Annotated in this window: 17 protein-coding genes and 1 tRNA gene; 17 read left to right on the top strand and 1 reads right to left on the bottom strand. The window is 44.1% G+C overall.

Annotation, left to right across the window (positions count from 1 at the left end; all coding sequences use genetic code 11):
• The first annotated feature begins 6 nt into the window (after positions 1-6).
• From BN3456_RS04540 to BN3456_RS04525, 4 genes are all read left to right on the top strand, one after another.
• On the top strand, positions 7-1401 hold the full coding sequence (locus BN3456_RS04540; RefSeq protein WP_089982954.1) for a GldG family protein: 1395 nt from the start codon (positions 7-9) through the stop codon (positions 1399-1401).
• A 10-nt stretch (positions 1402-1411) separates the two neighbouring features.
• Positions 1412-2320, top strand: coding sequence for a DUF4340 domain-containing protein (locus BN3456_RS04535; RefSeq protein WP_089982953.1), 909 nt, complete (start codon positions 1412-1414; stop codon positions 2318-2320).
• 91 nt (positions 2321-2411) lie between these two features.
• Positions 2412-2819 carry a hypothetical protein gene (locus BN3456_RS04530; protein ID WP_089982952.1) on the top strand — a complete coding sequence of 136 codons (408 nt, stop codon included), beginning with the start codon at positions 2412-2414 and terminating at the stop codon, positions 2817-2819.
• 305 nt (positions 2820-3124) lie between these two features.
• The gene (locus BN3456_RS04525; RefSeq protein ID WP_089982992.1) at positions 3125-3364 is read left to right on the top strand and encodes a helix-turn-helix domain-containing protein; all 240 of its coding nucleotides are present in this window, start codon (positions 3125-3127) and stop codon (positions 3362-3364) included.
• Positions 3365-3453: 89 nt separating this feature from the next.
• Here the strand turns inward: BN3456_RS04525 and BN3456_RS04520 are convergent.
• A tRNA-Leu gene (locus BN3456_RS04520) sits at positions 3454-3537 on the bottom strand.
• Between the two features lie 199 nt (positions 3538-3736).
• On the opposite strand from BN3456_RS04520, the gene BN3456_RS04515 reads away from it, so the two are divergent.
• From BN3456_RS04515 to BN3456_RS04455, 13 genes are all read left to right on the top strand, one after another.
• Complete coding sequence (locus BN3456_RS04515) at positions 3737-4696, top strand: beta-ketoacyl-ACP synthase III (protein WP_089982951.1); 960 nt, start codon at positions 3737-3739, stop codon at positions 4694-4696.
• Between the two features lie 129 nt (positions 4697-4825).
• A complete protein-coding gene (gene acpP, locus BN3456_RS04510) occupies positions 4826-5050 on the top strand; it encodes an acyl carrier protein (RefSeq protein ID WP_089982950.1) in 225 nt (74 codons plus the stop codon).
• Between the two features lie 27 nt (positions 5051-5077).
• Entirely contained in the window at positions 5078-6016 is a 939-nt protein-coding gene (fabK, locus tag BN3456_RS04505) for an enoyl-[acyl-carrier-protein] reductase FabK (RefSeq protein ID WP_089982949.1), read from the top strand.
• Positions 6009-6929, top strand: a complete 921-nt coding sequence (fabD, locus tag BN3456_RS04500; RefSeq protein WP_089982948.1) for an ACP S-malonyltransferase — start codon at positions 6009-6011, stop codon at positions 6927-6929. Before fabK ends, fabD begins: the two co-directional genes overlap by 8 nt.
• Complete coding sequence (gene fabG, locus BN3456_RS04495; RefSeq protein ID WP_089982947.1) at positions 6923-7663, top strand: 3-oxoacyl-[acyl-carrier-protein] reductase; 741 nt, start codon at positions 6923-6925, stop codon at positions 7661-7663. Before fabD ends, fabG begins: the two co-directional genes overlap by 7 nt.
• 22 nt (positions 7664-7685) lie before the next feature.
• Positions 7686-8924 carry a beta-ketoacyl-ACP synthase II gene (gene fabF / locus BN3456_RS04490; RefSeq protein WP_089982946.1) on the top strand — a complete coding sequence of 413 codons (1239 nt, stop codon included), beginning with the start codon at positions 7686-7688 and terminating at the stop codon, positions 8922-8924.
• A 9-nt stretch (positions 8925-8933) separates the two neighbouring features.
• Positions 8934-9389, top strand: coding sequence for an acetyl-CoA carboxylase biotin carboxyl carrier protein (gene accB / locus BN3456_RS04485; protein WP_089982945.1), 456 nt, complete (start codon positions 8934-8936; stop codon positions 9387-9389).
• A 56-nt stretch (positions 9390-9445) separates the two neighbouring features.
• Entirely contained in the window at positions 9446-9877 is a 432-nt protein-coding gene (gene fabZ / locus BN3456_RS04480; protein ID WP_089982944.1) for a 3-hydroxyacyl-ACP dehydratase FabZ, read from the top strand.
• A 15-nt stretch (positions 9878-9892) separates the two neighbouring features.
• Entirely contained in the window at positions 9893-11227 is a 1335-nt protein-coding gene (locus tag BN3456_RS04475; RefSeq protein ID WP_089982943.1) for an acetyl-CoA carboxylase biotin carboxylase subunit, read from the top strand.
• A 97-nt stretch (positions 11228-11324) separates the two neighbouring features.
• Complete coding sequence (locus BN3456_RS04470; protein ID WP_347457808.1) at positions 11325-13007, top strand: acetyl-CoA carboxylase carboxyltransferase subunit alpha; 1683 nt, start codon at positions 11325-11327, stop codon at positions 13005-13007.
• A 23-nt stretch (positions 13008-13030) separates the two neighbouring features.
• Entirely contained in the window at positions 13031-14089 is a 1059-nt protein-coding gene (locus BN3456_RS04465; protein WP_089982941.1) for an NAD(P)H-dependent flavin oxidoreductase, read from the top strand.
• A gap of 55 nt (positions 14090-14144) precedes the next feature.
• Entirely contained in the window at positions 14145-14591 is a 447-nt protein-coding gene (locus tag BN3456_RS04460) for a MarR family winged helix-turn-helix transcriptional regulator (RefSeq protein WP_089982940.1), read from the top strand.
• Positions 14592-14671: 80 nt separating this feature from the next.
• Complete coding sequence (locus BN3456_RS04455) at positions 14672-15256, top strand: HD domain-containing protein (RefSeq protein WP_089982939.1); 585 nt, start codon at positions 14672-14674, stop codon at positions 15254-15256.
• The last annotated feature ends 262 nt before the right edge of the window (positions 15257-15518 follow it).

Raw genomic sequence — 15518 nt, 5'->3', positions numbered from 1 at the left:
TGAAAGGTGAAAAAGCTTAAAAAACTATTTCGGTCAGCGGGAACTAAAAATGGAGTTTTCAGCGTAGGGCTGACTATTATGGTAATTGCTGTCATAGTAGTGATAAATCTCATTTTCGGACAACTGCCTGAAAAATACAGGAACATTGATGTTAGCAGTACAAAGATATATGAAATATCAGATACGAGCCGTAAACTTTTAAAGAAGATGAATTCAAAAGTGACGCTTACAGTACTGGCAGAAAAAGAAAATACAGATGACAGAATAAAAACATTTTTGAGTAAGTATGATGCTTTGTCCAAAAATGTTTCAGTAAAATGGATTGACCCGGTCCTTCATCCTTCTGTATTGAAAGAGTATAATGCGGATAAAAATACAATTGTTGTAGCAAATGAAGCTTCAGGGAAGACTACAAATGTATCGTTTGACAGCATTATCGTAAAGGATGAATCGTCATATTATTATACAGGGACTGCATCAGAATCTCAATTCGATGCTGACGGGCAGCTGACAAGTGCTGTAAATTATGTGACCAGTGATGCAGACAAGACAATTTTCCGGACAACCGGGCATGGAGAAGCAACTTTGTCAGGTTCCGTTTCGGATATGATGCATAAGAACAATTACAGCACAAAAGAGCTGAATCTAGTAATGGATGCATCCATACCGGATGACTGCGATTTATTATTGATGTATGCGCCTGCCACAGATTTAACGGCGGATGAATTGAAAGCTGTAAAAGACTACCTTTCCGGAGGCGGCAAGATGATCGTACTGCTGGGAGAAACTGAAGCTTCAGATTTACCGAATCTGTCCCAGATACTGAAGGAATATGGGATGCAGGAGGCCGACGGATATATTGCGGATCCACAGAGATGTTATCAGAATAATTATTACTATATATTCCCGAATCTTTCGTTGTCCGGTGATATGACAAAAGGAGTTTCATCTCAGATGGTACTTTTGACGAATGCGAAGGGCATGACTATGGTGGATGCAGCAAGAGACACTATAACGGCAGAACCTTTTATGACAACTTCTGAGCAAGCCTATGCAGTGACAGAAGATAAGCAGACTAATGGAACCTATACACTGGGAGCGGTGGCGACAGAAAAGAGGGGTAAAGCAGAAAGCCGTCTGACGGTTATCTCGGCGGCCAGCCTGATTGATTCTCAGATTACAGATACATTTTCTCAGCTTGAGAATACGACTGTGTTTATGAACGCAGTGGGCAGCAATTTTGATGATGTGCAAAGCATTACAATTGAGCCCAAAAGCCTTGTACCTGAGTATAATACAGTGCAGCATGCGGGCCTGTTTAGTCTCCTGGTGGTATTTGGAGTTCCAATCCTGGTGCTGGGCTTGGGATTTACAGTCTGGTTCAGAAGAAGAAAAGCTTAGGAGGAGAAATATGGAACAGAAAAGAAAAAGGTTATTCATATTGCTGTTCTGTGTTCTACTAATTCTCCTGGCAGTTTATTTTGGTTTACAGAAACATAATAAGAGCCAGGAAAAAAAGAAAAAAGCAAAAGCAGAGGCAGAAACAATTTATGTAACGGATATTAATAGTCTAAAAGAAATTAAATATAATGTTGGAAATGGTGATTTTGACTTCAAGAAGGAAGATGATAAATGGTATGACGCAAAGGATAAGGACTTTCCGCTTGCGCAGAGTTATCTCCGGCAGATGGAAGATACTTTCAGTAAATTAAAAGCCAGGCGGGCGCTTAAAAACGGTGACTCCTTGGAGGACTACGGGTTGAAAGAGCCGGATTATACCGTGGTATTGACGGATGGGGATGGAAAAGAGACCACATTGTATTATGGGAATATAACCGGAGACGATTATTATATTACCGTTGATGATACAAATAAAGTCTACACAGTGAGCAGTACATCTATATCTGACCTTCAAAACAAACTGGAGGATATGGCACAATTGGATGCTTATCCAAGTATTGGAAGTGGAAATCTGAAAAAAGTGGTCATCACTCAAAATGGCAGTTCTAATACCTATGATTCAAAAAACGATGATGACTCCAAGAATATTGCGGCGGCTGCAGGAGGACTGGGAGCTGTTAAATTAGAGACTGCAGCGGACTATTCTGTTGATGACAAAGACCTTCCGAAATTTGGATTGGATGAGGCGTCCAGAATTACAGTAGAAGCAACCTATACGAAAGACAAAAAAGACGAAGTCCTCATATTATACCTGGGCAGCACAGACACCAAGGGGAGCAGGTATGTAATGATAAAGAATTCAAGGATTGTATACCTGATATCAGAAGATATTTGTAACAACATTTTAAATTTACACTAATTTAATAGGTATTTTATTGACAATTGATGTATGATGGAGGAAAATATTCTATAGGTTGTTACAGGATGAATAAAAGTTAGGATGGTAAATCATGAGAGAAAAGATGATGCGGTTTATGCAGGGAAGATATGGAGTAGATGCATTTTCCAAATTTCTGCTTGTTATCGGTCTTATAGTTGTATTTCTTTCCTCCGTTTTTAGAGGGAGAGTTGTCGGTACAATTTGCTATGCACTTGGCTGGATTTTAATTATCTATTGCTATTTCAGGATGTTTTCAAGAAACGTCACAAAACGATATACTGAAAATCAGACATTTTTGACAAGAACATATAAGATACGCAGTTTCTTTTACAAACAGAAGAGTATGTGGAGGCAGCGAAAGACACACCACATATATAAATGTCCCACATGTAGTCAAAAAATACGTGTCCCAAGAGGGAAAGGAAAGATAGAAATCCGCTGCCCCAAATGCAGCACCACATTCATTAAAAAAAGCTGAGACAGAACTAAGTTTGGAAACCTGCGGTTTCCGAGCAGTTCCGAAATATTACTGAGACAGGCTGAGTAGTCTGTCTCTTTTTTTGGTTCACAATCAAGTAAACAAGTCTATCCAAAATAACTTACGAGAAATGCAAGAAAAGATAAAATTGTTGATTATATATAATATTGAAGGTCGTAATTCGTGTATTTGGTAGATTGACTTAAATTGTCCAAAAATATATAATATCAGCAATGGGCGAAGGTGAGTATAGATGTTGATTCCTATGGATGAATCCATATGTGGAGAAGGCAAGGAAAAAAGAAATGACGAAAAACACAATTGGGCGCAATATAAAAGCGTTGAGAGGGCAACGGAATATGACGCAGGAACAGTTGGCACAAAAAATGTATATGAAGAGGCAGACACTTTCAAATTATGAGGTGGGGAAACGAACACCGGATATTTACGAGTTATCAGCTATGGCAGATATTTTTGGAGTATCACTTGATGAAATGGTGGGAAGAGAAACAATGAACGTAAAGAAGAATGATTCGTCTTGCTGACGGTACACCGGAAATAAGTGAATATGGCAAAGCAAGTAAATGCAAGGAAAAACAAAAAAGGCTGTAATCCGTAAGGATTACAGCCTTTATGCGGAAGAAGAGACTTGAACTCTCACAGGATAAACTCCCACTAGAACCTGAATCTAGCGCGTCTGCCATTCCGCCACTTCCGCTCGACAAGTGATATAATATCATAGAATACCCGTCTTTGTAAACCCCTAATTTTATCTTTTTTGTAAAAGTGTAACAGTTTATCCATATGTATTTTTCTATTTCATCTTGACAAACAAGAACAATGTGATATATACTTTGATAATCAAAATATTTTAAATAAAAGATATTTGAAGTCAAAATAAAACATGGAGACAAAATATGGTTGGAAAGATATGTGGAACTGGCTCATATGTGCCAGCTCATTTTCTGGATAATGACGATTTGGCTAAGCTTGTGGATACAAATGATGAATGGATCAGGGAACGGACGGGGGTTATAAGGAGGCACATAATACAGGAGGAGACGGTAGTATCTATGGCGGTGGCTGCCTCCAGAAGAGCTTTAGAAAATGGCGGTGTTGCCCCTGAAGAGCTGGATTTGATTCTGGTCTCTACGTTTAGCTCCGAGACAATGCTGCCCTGTGCTGCCTGTGAAGTACAGAGGGAAATCGGTGCAGTGAATGCCACCGGATTTGACTTGAATGCTGCCTGTACGGGATTCGTATTTGCCTATAATACAGCCCAGGCTTACATTACATCCGGCATGTGCCGGACTGTACTGGTGATAGGTTCTGAGAGTTTATCTAACCTGCTGAACTGGAAGGACAGAAGCACCTGCATCCTTTTTGGTGATGGAGCCGGAGCCACAGTGCTTAAGTCAGTAAAGGGAACTTTGTACCGGCCGGTGACTCACTCCGATGGAAACAGAGGGAATGCTCTTAGTTGTATGAGCAGACACCGCAAAGGCTGGATTCCCGAGGAGGATGTGGATTCTTATATAAAGATGGACGGCCGGGAAGTATTTAAGTTTGCAGTAAGAAAGGTGCCCGAGGTAATACTGGAGGTCCTAAAAGAGGCGGATATATCATTGGATGAAGTTAATTATTTTGTTCTTCATCAGGCAAATAAAAGAATTATTGAAGGAGTGGCAAGGCGGCTGGAACAGGATATTGACAAATTCCCAGTGAATCTGGATGAATATGGAAACACATCTTCAGCCAGTATTCCCATCTTGTTGGATGAGATGAACCATAAGGGGATGCTGAAGACAGGGCAAAAACTGGTAATAGCAGGCTTCGGAGGCGGACTTTCCTGGGGAGCAGCCTGCCTTGAGTGGTAAGAAAGTAAGTAATTCCCGGTTTTACCGGATTACATAAAAAGCAACTATTCAGAACCAGTCTCGAAAACCTGGGGGTTCACACGGTTTGGCTCTGAGCAGGTAAAAAAATAAGAAGGGAAATTTAAAATTATGTTAGAAAAAGTTAAAGAAATTGTAGCGGAGTCCTTAGGAGCAGATATTGAAACACTTACGGGGGCAACTTCGTTCAAGGAAGATCTGGCGGCAGATTCGCTGGATTTGTTTGAAGTGGCTATGGCATTTGAGGAAGAGTTTGACGTAGAGATTCCTTCGGAAGACCTGGAGCAGATTGCTACGATTGGGGATGTAATAAAATACCTGGAAAGACATAAATAGAAATATTATAACAGAAAGGTTGTTCGTATGAAGACAAAAGTAACCGAAATTTTAGAAATTGAATATCCAATTATCCAGGGTGGAATGGCTTGGGTTGCTGAATATCATCTTGCAGCCGCCGTATCAGAAGCAGGCGGGCTTGGGCTGATCGGAGCTGCAAGCGCCCCTGCCGATTGGGTACGTGAACAGATTAGGTCGGCGAAAAAGCTGACAGAAAAACCCTTTGGCGTAAACATTATGCTAATGAGTCCTTATGCGGATGAGGTCGCGAAAATTATAGTCGAGGAAGGCGTAAAGGTAGTCACTACCGGTGCGGGTTCTCCCGAAAAATATATGAAGATGTGGAAAGAAGCAGGAGTGAAAGTGATTCCGGTTGTTGCTTCTGTGGCACTTGCAAAACGCATGGAGCGCTGCGGTGCAGACGCCCTTGTGGCGGAAGGCACAGAGGCCGGAGGACATATCGGTGAAAACACAACCTTTGTTTTGGTACCCCAGATTGTGGATGGAGTAAATGTTCCGGTTATAGCAGCCGGAGGAATTGCCGACGGCAGAGGAATTGCGGCGGCATTTATGCTTGGCGCACAGGCAGTGCAAATGGGGACTCATTTTGTGGTGACGAAAGAATCTATGGTTCATGAAAATTATAAGCAGTGCATTCTGAAAGCAAGAGATATTGATTCCAGAGTAACCGGACGTTCCACAGGACATCCGGTACGGGCTCTTCGCAATCAGATGACAAAGACCTACCTGCAGAAAGAGCAGGAGGGCGCCGGCTTTGAGGAACTGGAGCTCTTGACACTGGGAGGACTTAGGAAAGCCGTTGTAGAAGGTGACGTTGTAAACGGCAGCGTGATGGCAGGGCAGATAGCCGGAATGGTGAAGGAAGAACTAGCGTGTCGGGATCTGATTCAGAAGCTGGCAAGAGAAACAGACAGCCTGATTGGAGGAAAAGGATTCTATGAGTAAGACTGCATTTATATTTCCCGGACAGGGTGCTCAAAAGCCCGGGATGGGAAAAGATTTTTATGAAAATAGTCAGGCGGCAGCGGGGATTTTTAACAGGGCCTCCAGGCTGCTGAATATAGATATGAAAGCGCTGTGCTTTGAAGAAAACAATTTGCTGGACCAGACAGAGTATACCCAGGCTGCCCTTGTGACAACCTGCCTGGCAATGACAGCGGTTCTGGAGGAAAAGGGACTCAAACCAGATGTGACGGCGGGGTTAAGCCTGGGCGAATACTGTGCCATAGCTGTGAGCAAAGGAATGAGTGAAGACGATGCCATCCGGGCGGTCAGACAGCGGGGAATTCTGATGCAGACGGCAGTTCCCGATGGAAAGGGGGCTATGGCGGCAGTTCTTGGTATGAATGCTGACCAGATTAAGGCTGTACTTGCTGAGATAGAAGGTGTCAGCATTGCAAATTATAACTGCCCGGGACAGATTGTGATTACCGGGTGGAAGGAAAGAGTGGAGTGTGCCTCAGCAGCTTTGAAGGAGGCAGGAGCAAAGAGAGTGCTGCCTTTGCATGTAAGCGGACCTTTTCATTCTCCTCTTTTGAAGGAAGCAGGGAGAAAACTGGCGGCAGTTTTAGAACCAATAGAATTGCATAGTCTGCAGGTTCCTTATGTTACAAATGTGACTGCGGGTTATGTAGATGATGTCAGAGAAATAAAGCCTCTGCTTGAAAAGCAGGTAACATCTTCTGTGCGCTGGCAGCAGAGCATGGAGAATATGATAAAAGACGGCGTGGAGGTCTTCGTGGAAGTGGGACCCGGAAAAACCCTTGGGGGATTTATGAGAAAGATTAAAAGAGATGCGAAAGTTTACAACGTGGAAACCTGGAGAGATGCAGATAAGGTGGTTGGTGAATTATGTTAGAAGGAAAAGTGGCAGTTGTCACAGGGGCCTCCCGGGGGATCGGGAGAGCTGTTGCACTGAAACTGGCAAAAGATGGCGCTGCCATTGCAATTAATTACAATGGCTCCCGGGAGAAGGCAGAAGAAGTAAAAACAGAAATCGTACAGGGAGGAGGTAAGGCGGAAATATTCCAGTGTGATGTTTCTGACTTTCACGCCTGTGAAAACTTCCTGGGAGAAATCCTTTCGAAGTTTGGCCGGATTGATATTTTAGTCAACAATGCAGGAATAACCAGGGACGGGTTGCTGATGAGAATGTCTGAGGAGGATTTTGACGCCGTTATGAATACGAACTTGAAAGGCACGTTTCACTGTATCCGGTTTGCCGCCAGACAGATGATAAAGCAGAGGAGCGGACGGATTATCAACCTCTCTTCCGTATCGGGAGTTATGGGAAATGCAGGGCAGGCCAATTATTCGGCTTCTAAAGCAGGCGTTATCGGCCTTACAAAATCCGTGGCTAGAGAGTTTTCATCCAGGGGGGTGACTGTGAATGCAGTTGCACCGGGATTTATCTGCACAGAGATGACAGAGGGGCTTCCTAGGAAGACTAAGGAAGAAGCTGCAGCCGGAATTCCCCTGGGCCATTTTGGCAAGCCGGAGGATATTGCGGGGGCGGTTGCATTTCTGGCTTCGGAAGAGGCCGGTTATATCACAGGTCAGGTGCTCTGTGTAGACGGCGGAATGGCAATGTAAAATAGCAATATAGGAGATCAATATGAAAAGACGAGTTGTAGTAACCGGAATGGGGGCAGTGACTCCAATCGGTAATTCAGTAGAGGAATTCTGGAACGGAATCCGTGAGGGGAAAGTTGGTATCGGACCGATAACCAGATTTGATGCATCTGAATACAAAGTGCAGGTTGCAGCAGAAGTAAAAGGCTTTGTGGCAAAAGAGAGAATGGACTTTAAATCGGCAAAGCGCATGGAACCATTTTCCCAATATGCGGTTGCTGCGGCGAAGGAAGCATTTTCGGATGCGGGAATCGATATGATGCAGGAGGATCCTTACCGGGCCGGTGTGATTGTGGGTTCTGGAATCGGGAGTCTTCAAGTGATAGAAGAAAATTATACAAAAATTGTGGAGAAGGGTCCCAGCAGGGTGAATCCATTGATGGTTCCGCTGATGATATCTAATATGGCTGCCGGGAATGTATCTATCCAACTTGGGCTAAAAGGAAAGTGTTCAAATGTGGTAACAGCCTGTGCTTCGGGAACCAACTGTATCGGGGATGCATTTCGTGCAATCCAGTATGACGATGCGGATATCATGGTGGCGGGGGGAACGGAAAGCGCCATTTGCCCCACCGGAATTGCAGGTTTTTCGGGCTTGACAGCACTTTCCGCATGTCCGGATCCCATGCGGGCATCCATACCGTTTGACAAGGATAGAGATGGGTTTGTACTTGGCGAAGGCGCTGGGGTTGTTGTGCTGGAGGAACTGGAACATGCAAAGGCCAGAGGGGCCCATATTTACGCAGAACTGGTCGGGTATGGATCTACAGGGGATGCATATCACATCACTTCACCCGAGGAGAATGGTGAAGGGGCACAAAAGGCTATGGAGCTGGCTATAAAGGAGGCCGGGATATCACCGGACCAGGTGGATTATATCAATGCACACGGTACCAGTACGCAGAAAAATGATCTCTTTGAGACGAGGGCAATTAAGCAGGCTCTGGGAAATGCAGCCAAAAATGTTGTCGTAAACTCTACCAAGTCTATGATAGGCCACCTTCTGGGAGCAGCGGGAGGCGTGGAATTTGTTGTATGCGTGAAAAGTATTCAGGATGGATACATCCACCAGACTATGGGAACCAGAGAAACCGGTGAGGGATGTGATTTGAACTATGCGGTGGGTGCACCGATAGAAAAAGAAATAAACTATGTGCTTACCAACTCTCTCGGGTTTGGCGGACATAATGCAACCTTATTAGTAAAAAAGTATGAAGGATAGGGAAAATCCATGAAAACAGAGCAAATATTAGAACTGGTAGAAGCAGTATCCAATTCCACATTGACAGAATTCAAATACGAAGAAGGCGGTGTAAAACTTTCTCTAAAAAAAACAGCAGACTTCTTAGAAGCAGCAGTGCCTGTGGGACAGGACAGACCTGCTTTGAGGGATGTGCCGGAAATCCCGGAAGCTAAGATGGTTCCCGGAAAAGAAGAGACCGGGACTGTTGATGGAAATATAGTAAAGTCCCCACTGATTGGGACGTTTTATACGTCTCCTTCGGAAGATGCATCCCCCTTTGTAAAGATAGGGGATGATGTAAAAGAAGGGCAGGTGCTCGCCATCGTGGAAGCTATGAAACTGATGAATGAAATAGAAAGTGATTTTGCAGGAACCATAACAGATATACTGGTAGAAAATGGTGATGCCGTAGAATATGGGCAGCCATTATTTGTTATTAATTAGAGCAGCATGAAAAAGGGAACAGTCCCTTTTTTAAGTTTTGAGAAAGCGGGTTGAAAATGAATAAATTGGATATAAAACAAATTCAGGAGATTATCCCTCACAGACACCCATTTCTTCTGGTAGATTATATTGAAGATTACGAACCGGGGCAGTATGCGGTAGGGTACAAATGTGTGACATACAGAGAAGACTTTTTTAAAGGACATTTTCCGGAACATCCTGTTATGCCGGGCGTCCTGACAGTGGAGGCACTTGCCCAGGTAGGAGCGGTCGCTATTTTGAGTCAGGAACAAAATAAAGGTAAGACTGCTTATTTTGGCGGTATCCAGAAATGCAAATTTAAAGGAATGGTGGTTCCGGGGGACAAAATCAAGCTGGAAACAAAAATCATTAAGACCAAAGGACCCGTCGGTGTAGGCCAGGCGACTGCCTCTGTGGATGGTAAAGTTGTAGTCACTGCAGAGCTGACATTTATGGTAGGAGATTAAGGAGATGTACAGGGTATGATTGAAAAAGTATTGATTGCAAACCGGGGAGAAATCGCTGTGCGCATTATCCGTGCCTGCAGAGAGATGGGGATAGAGACAGTGGCTGTTTATTCAGAGGCTGACCGGGAAGCTCTGCATACACAGCTTGCAGATGAGGCAATCTGTATTGGTCCTGCATCCTCATCAGAGAGCTATCTAAACATGGAGCGTATTGTAAGCGCTACACTGGTATCCGGTGCAGATGCCATTCATCCTGGATTTGGATTTTTGTCAGAGAACAGTAGATTTGCAGAATTATGTGAGCAGTGCAATATTACATTTATTGGCCCTAATTCCAGCGTAATCCGTAAAATGGGGAATAAACAGGAAGCCAGGAATACTATGGTGGCAGCGGATGTACCTGTAATCCCAGGCAGTCAGGAACCTATCTTTGATGCAAAAAAAGGTGCTGCTGCTGCCAAAGCAATCGGATATCCTGTCATTGTAAAAGCGGCTCTTGGAGGCGGGGGTAAAGGAATGCGTGTGGCTGAAACCTCAGATGAATTTGAAAGCAGTTTTAATACAGCCCAAAAAGAAGCACAGATGGCCTTCGGGGACAAAACGATGTATATAGAGCATTTTGTTCGGCATCCCAGGCACATAGAATTCCAGATTCTTGCAGATAAACACGGCAATGTAGTGCATCTTGGGGAGCGGGACTGTTCTATCCAGAGAAATCACCAGAAAATGATAGAGGAATCTCCTTCCATAGCTATCTCTCCCGAAATGAGGTATAAAATGGGGCAGGCTGCCGTAAAGGCCGCAAAAGCAGCAAACTATTCGAGTGCCGGGACTATAGAATTCCTTTTGGAGAAGAATGGTAACTTTTTCTTTATGGAAATGAACACGAGAATTCAAGTGGAGCATCCGGTGACAGAGTGGGTGACCGGGATTGATTTGATTAAAGAGCAAATCCGCATAGCGGACGGAGAAATTCTAAATTATACCCAGGACGACATCAAAATGACGGGCCACGCTATAGAGTGCCGAATCAATGCTGAAAATCCTGAAAAAAACTTCCGCCCCTCCCCCGGAACCATCACAGATATGTACCTTCCCGGAGGAAAGGGCGTGCGCATCGATTCTGCCATTTACAGTGGCTATACAGTAACACCCTACTACGATTCCATGCTCGCCAAATTGATTGTACACGCAGAGACCCGTGAAGAAGCAATTCGGAAAATGCAGAGTGCACTTGGGGAGATTATCATAGAGGGGATAGAGACAAATGTAGACTACCAATATGAAATACTACATCATCCTAACTTTGAGTCGGGAGACATAGATATAGAATTTATAGAAACGTTGTAAGAATATTCTGAAAACGGGCCTCAAAAGGGTCAGTCCCCTTTGCGAGTCCCCTTTGCGGTTATTGGAGATGAGGAGCTGTCGTATGAAGTTACAGAATATGTTTAAGAAGACAAGAAAGAAGAATTATATTTCTCTAAGAGATTCCAAACCTGAAGTTCCTGACGGGCTTCTCAGCAAATGTAATAAATGTGGATCGGCTATTATGACAGAGGATGTGAGAAATGGTTTCTATATCTGTCCCAAATGCCACGGTTACTTTCGTGTGCATGCCTGCCGCCGGATTGAAATGCTGGCGGATAAAGGCTCCTTTGAGGAATGGGATAAAGGTCTTGTCACTGCAAATCCTCTGAAGTTTAAAGGATATGAAGAAAAAATTGAGGCGCTGCAGAAAAAGACAGGGCTGGAAGAAGCCATTGTTACGGGAAAGATTAAGGTTAATGGCTGGGAAGCTGTAATCGGTGTGTGTGACGGTCGCTTTATGATGGCAAGCATGGGGGAGGTGGTAGGTGAAAAAATCACTCTCGCCGTAGAGCGCGCCACTAAAGAGCGGCTTCCTGTTATATTGTTTGCCTGCTCTGGCGGAGCTAGAATGCAGGAAGGAATCATATCTTTGATGCAGATGGCAAAGACTTCTGCTGCATTAAAACGCCACAGTGATGCAGGACTTCTTTATATCTCCATTTTGACCGATCCAACAACAGGAGGGGTTACTGCAAGTTTTGCAATGCTGGGTGATATTATTCTGGCGGAACCAAATGCTCTCATTGGATTCGCGGGGCCCCGGGTCATAGAGCAGACAATCGGGGAAAAGCTGCCCAAAGGATTTCAACGTTCTGAGTTCTTACTGGAGCATGGTTTTGTCGACAAAATCGTAGAGCGTGAGAATATGAAAGAGACACTGTCAGAGATACTAAAGCTGCACAGTAAGGGCGGAAGAGCAGAAGGTTTAAAAGGAAACTTCGCAGAAGCTTTTAAAAAGATGTCAGAGGAAGATACTCCCATAAATGCCTGGGATCGGGTTTTGCTATCCCGGAGAAAAGATCGTCCTGTGGCGGACGATTACATTGAAAGCTTATTCGATGATTTTATGGAATTTCACGGAGACCGTTATTTTAAAGATGATAAGGCAATTATAGGTGGCACAGCATATTTTCACGGCTGCCCGGTAACCGTTATTGCCCAGGCAAAGGGAAGGACCACCAAAGAAAACATAGAACGAAACTTCGGCATGCCATCTCCTGATGGATACAGGAAAGCATTGCGTCTGATGAGGCAGGCGGAGAAATTTGGGCGCCCTGTTATCTGCTTCGTAGATACTCCCGGTGCATTTTGTGGTCTGGAAGCGGAAGAAAGAGGGCAGGGGGAGGCCATTGCGAGAAATTTATATGAAATGTCGGGTTTAAAGGTGCCTGTACTTTCAATTGTGATTGGAGAAGGCGGCAGCGGCGGTGCACTGGCTATGGCTGTTGCCAATGAAGTATGGATGCTTGAAAATTCTGTGTATTCCGTGCTTTCTCCCGAGGGGTTTGCAAGTATTCTGTGGAAGGACAGCAAAAGAGCCGGCGAGGCAGCCGAAGTAATGCATCTGACAGCAGGAGATTTACTGGAACTGGAAGTGATTGAACAGGTAATTGCAGAGCCGGAGAATTATACCCGGGAGAACCTTGGAAAGGTCTGTAACCGGCTGGAAGTCGCCTTAAGTGATTTTTTGAGAGTGTATACAGGCTTTTCCAACGATGAACTTGTAGAAAAGCGTTATCAGAGATTCCGGAGAATATAGAGTTAAGGAGAGGTTTTTAAAATATGGGTCCATTTAAAGTAGGAGAAAAAACAACCAGAATTCCTCTCATTCAGGGGGGAATGGGAGTTGGAATCAGTCTGGGAAATTTGGCCGGGTCTGTAGCGGCAGAAGGCGGCGTCGGCATTATTTCCACTGCCCAGATTGGATTTGGGGAGCCGGATTTTGAAAAGAGTCCTGTCAAGGCAAATGAAAGAGCCATTCAAAAAGAAATGAATAAAGCGAGGGAAATCTCTCCTGAAGGTATTATTGGGTACAATATCATGACAGCTCTTAAAGAATTTAAGAACCATGTTGCCGCGGCCGTAAAAGCCGGTGCTGATATTATCATTTCGGGGGCCGGGCTGCCCACAGAACTCCCGGGACTGACGGCAGGGAGCAGAACTCAGATTGCGCCCATTGTATCTACGGAGAGATCGGCAAAGGTTATTTTAAAATATTGGGACAGGAAATACCGAAGAACGGCGGATCTGGTCGTAATTGAAGGCCCAAAGGCCGGGGGACATTTAGGATTCAGGCAGGATGAACTGCAGCAGTACTCACCGAAGGTTTATGACGAAGAGGTCAGAAAGATTATAGAAATCATCCGGGGATATGAAACAAAATACCAGAAAAAGATTCCGGTCATACTTGCGGGGGGCATCTTTGACAGCGATGACGTGAAACATGCCGCCGGGCTGGGGGCGGACGGAGTGCAGGTTGCGACGAGATTTGTTACGACGAAAGAATGCGACGCTCCGACAGAATTTAAAGGCGCATATTTGAAGGCAGAAAAAGAAGACATTGTTATTGTAAAAAGTCCTGTGGGTATGCCGGGACGCGCAATCTTGAATCCGTTTATGAAACGTGTTATGCTAGAAGAAAAGATACCCCATACCCCATGTCATGGCTGTCTCGCGAAATGTAGCCCGAATGATATCCCATATTGTATTACGGACAGTCTGATAAATGCTGCAAAGGGCAAGGCGGATCAGGCACTATTATTCTGTGGAGCTTATGCATATAAAGCTAAGCGCATAGAGACGGTAAAGGAAGTAGTAGATTCTCTGTTTGATAACAAATAGTGTTCTGACATTGTCCTGACAGTAGAAGAGGAATAAAAAAAGGAGCACCCCATCTGTGAACGCATATGAGACGATTAACGACATCCTCGTTCATTTATTTAATGAAATCTGGGAGCTGGAAGAGAAAGCAATTATCACTGAGGAATTTAAGGATATCAGCAACAATGACATGCACATCATAGAGGCTGTCGGGCTCGGAAACGACAGTACGATGTCTATGGTAGCCAGGAAACTCGGCATTACTGCCGGGTCTCTTACTACGTCTGTCAACAGTCTTGTGAACAAAAAATATTTAGTGCGGGAAAGAAGTGAATCTGACCGCCGTGTCGTCTATGTCCGTCTTACCGAGAAGGGAAGAAAGGCATTTTCTCATCACAAGGACTACCACATGCAGATGACAGACGCGGTGGTTAAAAGCCTGGATGCAGAGGAAATACCGGTTCTTTTGAAGACACTAAACAGTCTGTCAGAGTTTTTTCGAGGCTATGAGGCCAAAAAGTAAATCTTCAGCAGACGCTTTGACGTTTGGAAAGAAATGGAGTACAATACGGCTTATAACAGACCGAAGGGAAAGGTGATGACATGACACGTTTGGACCAGCAGCTTGAATTTATCAAAGAGATTGACAAGGTAAAGAATATTTACAGACAGACCTATCTGGCAGATGGGAAGAGAAAGGAAAATGATGCGGAACATTCCTGGCATATTGCATTGATGGCGGTTCTTCTGAAGGAATACGTACCCGGAGCGGACCTGACGAAGGTTATGATTATGGTGCTGATTCATGATTTGGTTGAAATTGATGCGGGGGATACATATGCATATGATTCTGACGGAGCAGAGACAAAAAGAGCGAGGGAAGTGCAGGCAGCAGAACGCATTTTTGGCATTCTCCCGGAAGATCAGGGGAAACTTTTCCGCGATTTGTGGGAGGAGTTTGAGAAATACGAAAGTGCAGAGGCAAAATATGCTCATCTGCTTGATAATTTTCAGCCTTTGCTGCTCAATGATGCGACAGATGGTATAAGCTGGGCAGAGCATAAGGTTAAAAGGTCCCAGATTTATAAGAGAAATGAAAAAATAGAAGAGACTTCTAAGGACATCTGGAAGTGTATGAAAGCTATTGTGGATAAACACATTCAAAAAGGAAATGTGCAGGACTGCTAGTGCTAATTTACTAAAACATAATCATTTATGCAATGTCATTTAGTTAAGCCTTTTCTAGATGAAAGCAGTATATCATATACTGTAAATCATTGAAACACTGTTTAGTTAAGAAAGCCCGCACGAATATCTTTGAAATTTGAACAAAAAGAACAGACTCTGAATTACAAAAAATAATTTTGCGTATACCAAAAAGACAGATTGTCAACCTGCCTAAAATAGAAGTATAATAGTGACGAGATTTAAGCGGCTCGATACATGAAAT

Origin of the sequence: Clostridium sp. C105KSO13 (assembly GCF_001517425.1) — a bacterium.
Classification (GTDB): domain Bacteria; phylum Bacillota; class Clostridia; order Lachnospirales; family Lachnospiraceae; genus Muricomes.
This window is presented reverse-complemented; position numbering and strand designations above follow the sequence as displayed.

Excerpts from the sequence above, each read along its gene's own strand:
- fabZ (WP_089982944.1), top strand. The coding sequence starts at position 9,446 with ATGAATAAATTGGATATAAAACAAATTCAGGAGATTATCCCTCACAGA.
- BN3456_RS04465 (WP_089982941.1), top strand. The coding sequence starts at position 13,031 with ATGGGTCCATTTAAAGTAGGAGAAAAAACAACCAGAATTCCTCTCATT.
- BN3456_RS04535 (WP_089982953.1), top strand. The coding sequence starts at position 1,412 with ATGGAACAGAAAAGAAAAAGGTTATTCATATTGCTGTTCTGTGTTCTA.
- BN3456_RS04530 (WP_089982952.1), top strand. The coding sequence starts at position 2,412 with ATGAGAGAAAAGATGATGCGGTTTATGCAGGGAAGATATGGAGTAGAT.
- fabG (WP_089982947.1), top strand. The coding sequence starts at position 6,923 with ATGTTAGAAGGAAAAGTGGCAGTTGTCACAGGGGCCTCCCGGGGGATC.
- fabD (WP_089982948.1), top strand. The coding sequence starts at position 6,009 with ATGAGTAAGACTGCATTTATATTTCCCGGACAGGGTGCTCAAAAGCCC.
- fabK (WP_089982949.1), top strand. The coding sequence starts at position 5,078 with ATGAAGACAAAAGTAACCGAAATTTTAGAAATTGAATATCCAATTATC.
- accB (WP_089982945.1), top strand. The coding sequence starts at position 8,934 with ATGAAAACAGAGCAAATATTAGAACTGGTAGAAGCAGTATCCAATTCC.
- BN3456_RS04455 (WP_089982939.1), top strand. The coding sequence starts at position 14,672 with ATGACACGTTTGGACCAGCAGCTTGAATTTATCAAAGAGATTGACAAG.
- BN3456_RS04475 (WP_089982943.1), top strand. The coding sequence starts at position 9,893 with ATGATTGAAAAAGTATTGATTGCAAACCGGGGAGAAATCGCTGTGCGC.
- BN3456_RS04525 (WP_089982992.1), top strand. The coding sequence starts at position 3,125 with ATGACGAAAAACACAATTGGGCGCAATATAAAAGCGTTGAGAGGGCAA.
- fabF (WP_089982946.1), top strand. The coding sequence starts at position 7,686 with ATGAAAAGACGAGTTGTAGTAACCGGAATGGGGGCAGTGACTCCAATC.
- BN3456_RS04515 (WP_089982951.1), top strand. The coding sequence starts at position 3,737 with ATGGTTGGAAAGATATGTGGAACTGGCTCATATGTGCCAGCTCATTTT.
- acpP (WP_089982950.1), top strand. The coding sequence starts at position 4,826 with ATGTTAGAAAAAGTTAAAGAAATTGTAGCGGAGTCCTTAGGAGCAGAT.
- BN3456_RS04470 (WP_347457808.1), top strand. The coding sequence starts at position 11,325 with ATGTTTAAGAAGACAAGAAAGAAGAATTATATTTCTCTAAGAGATTCC.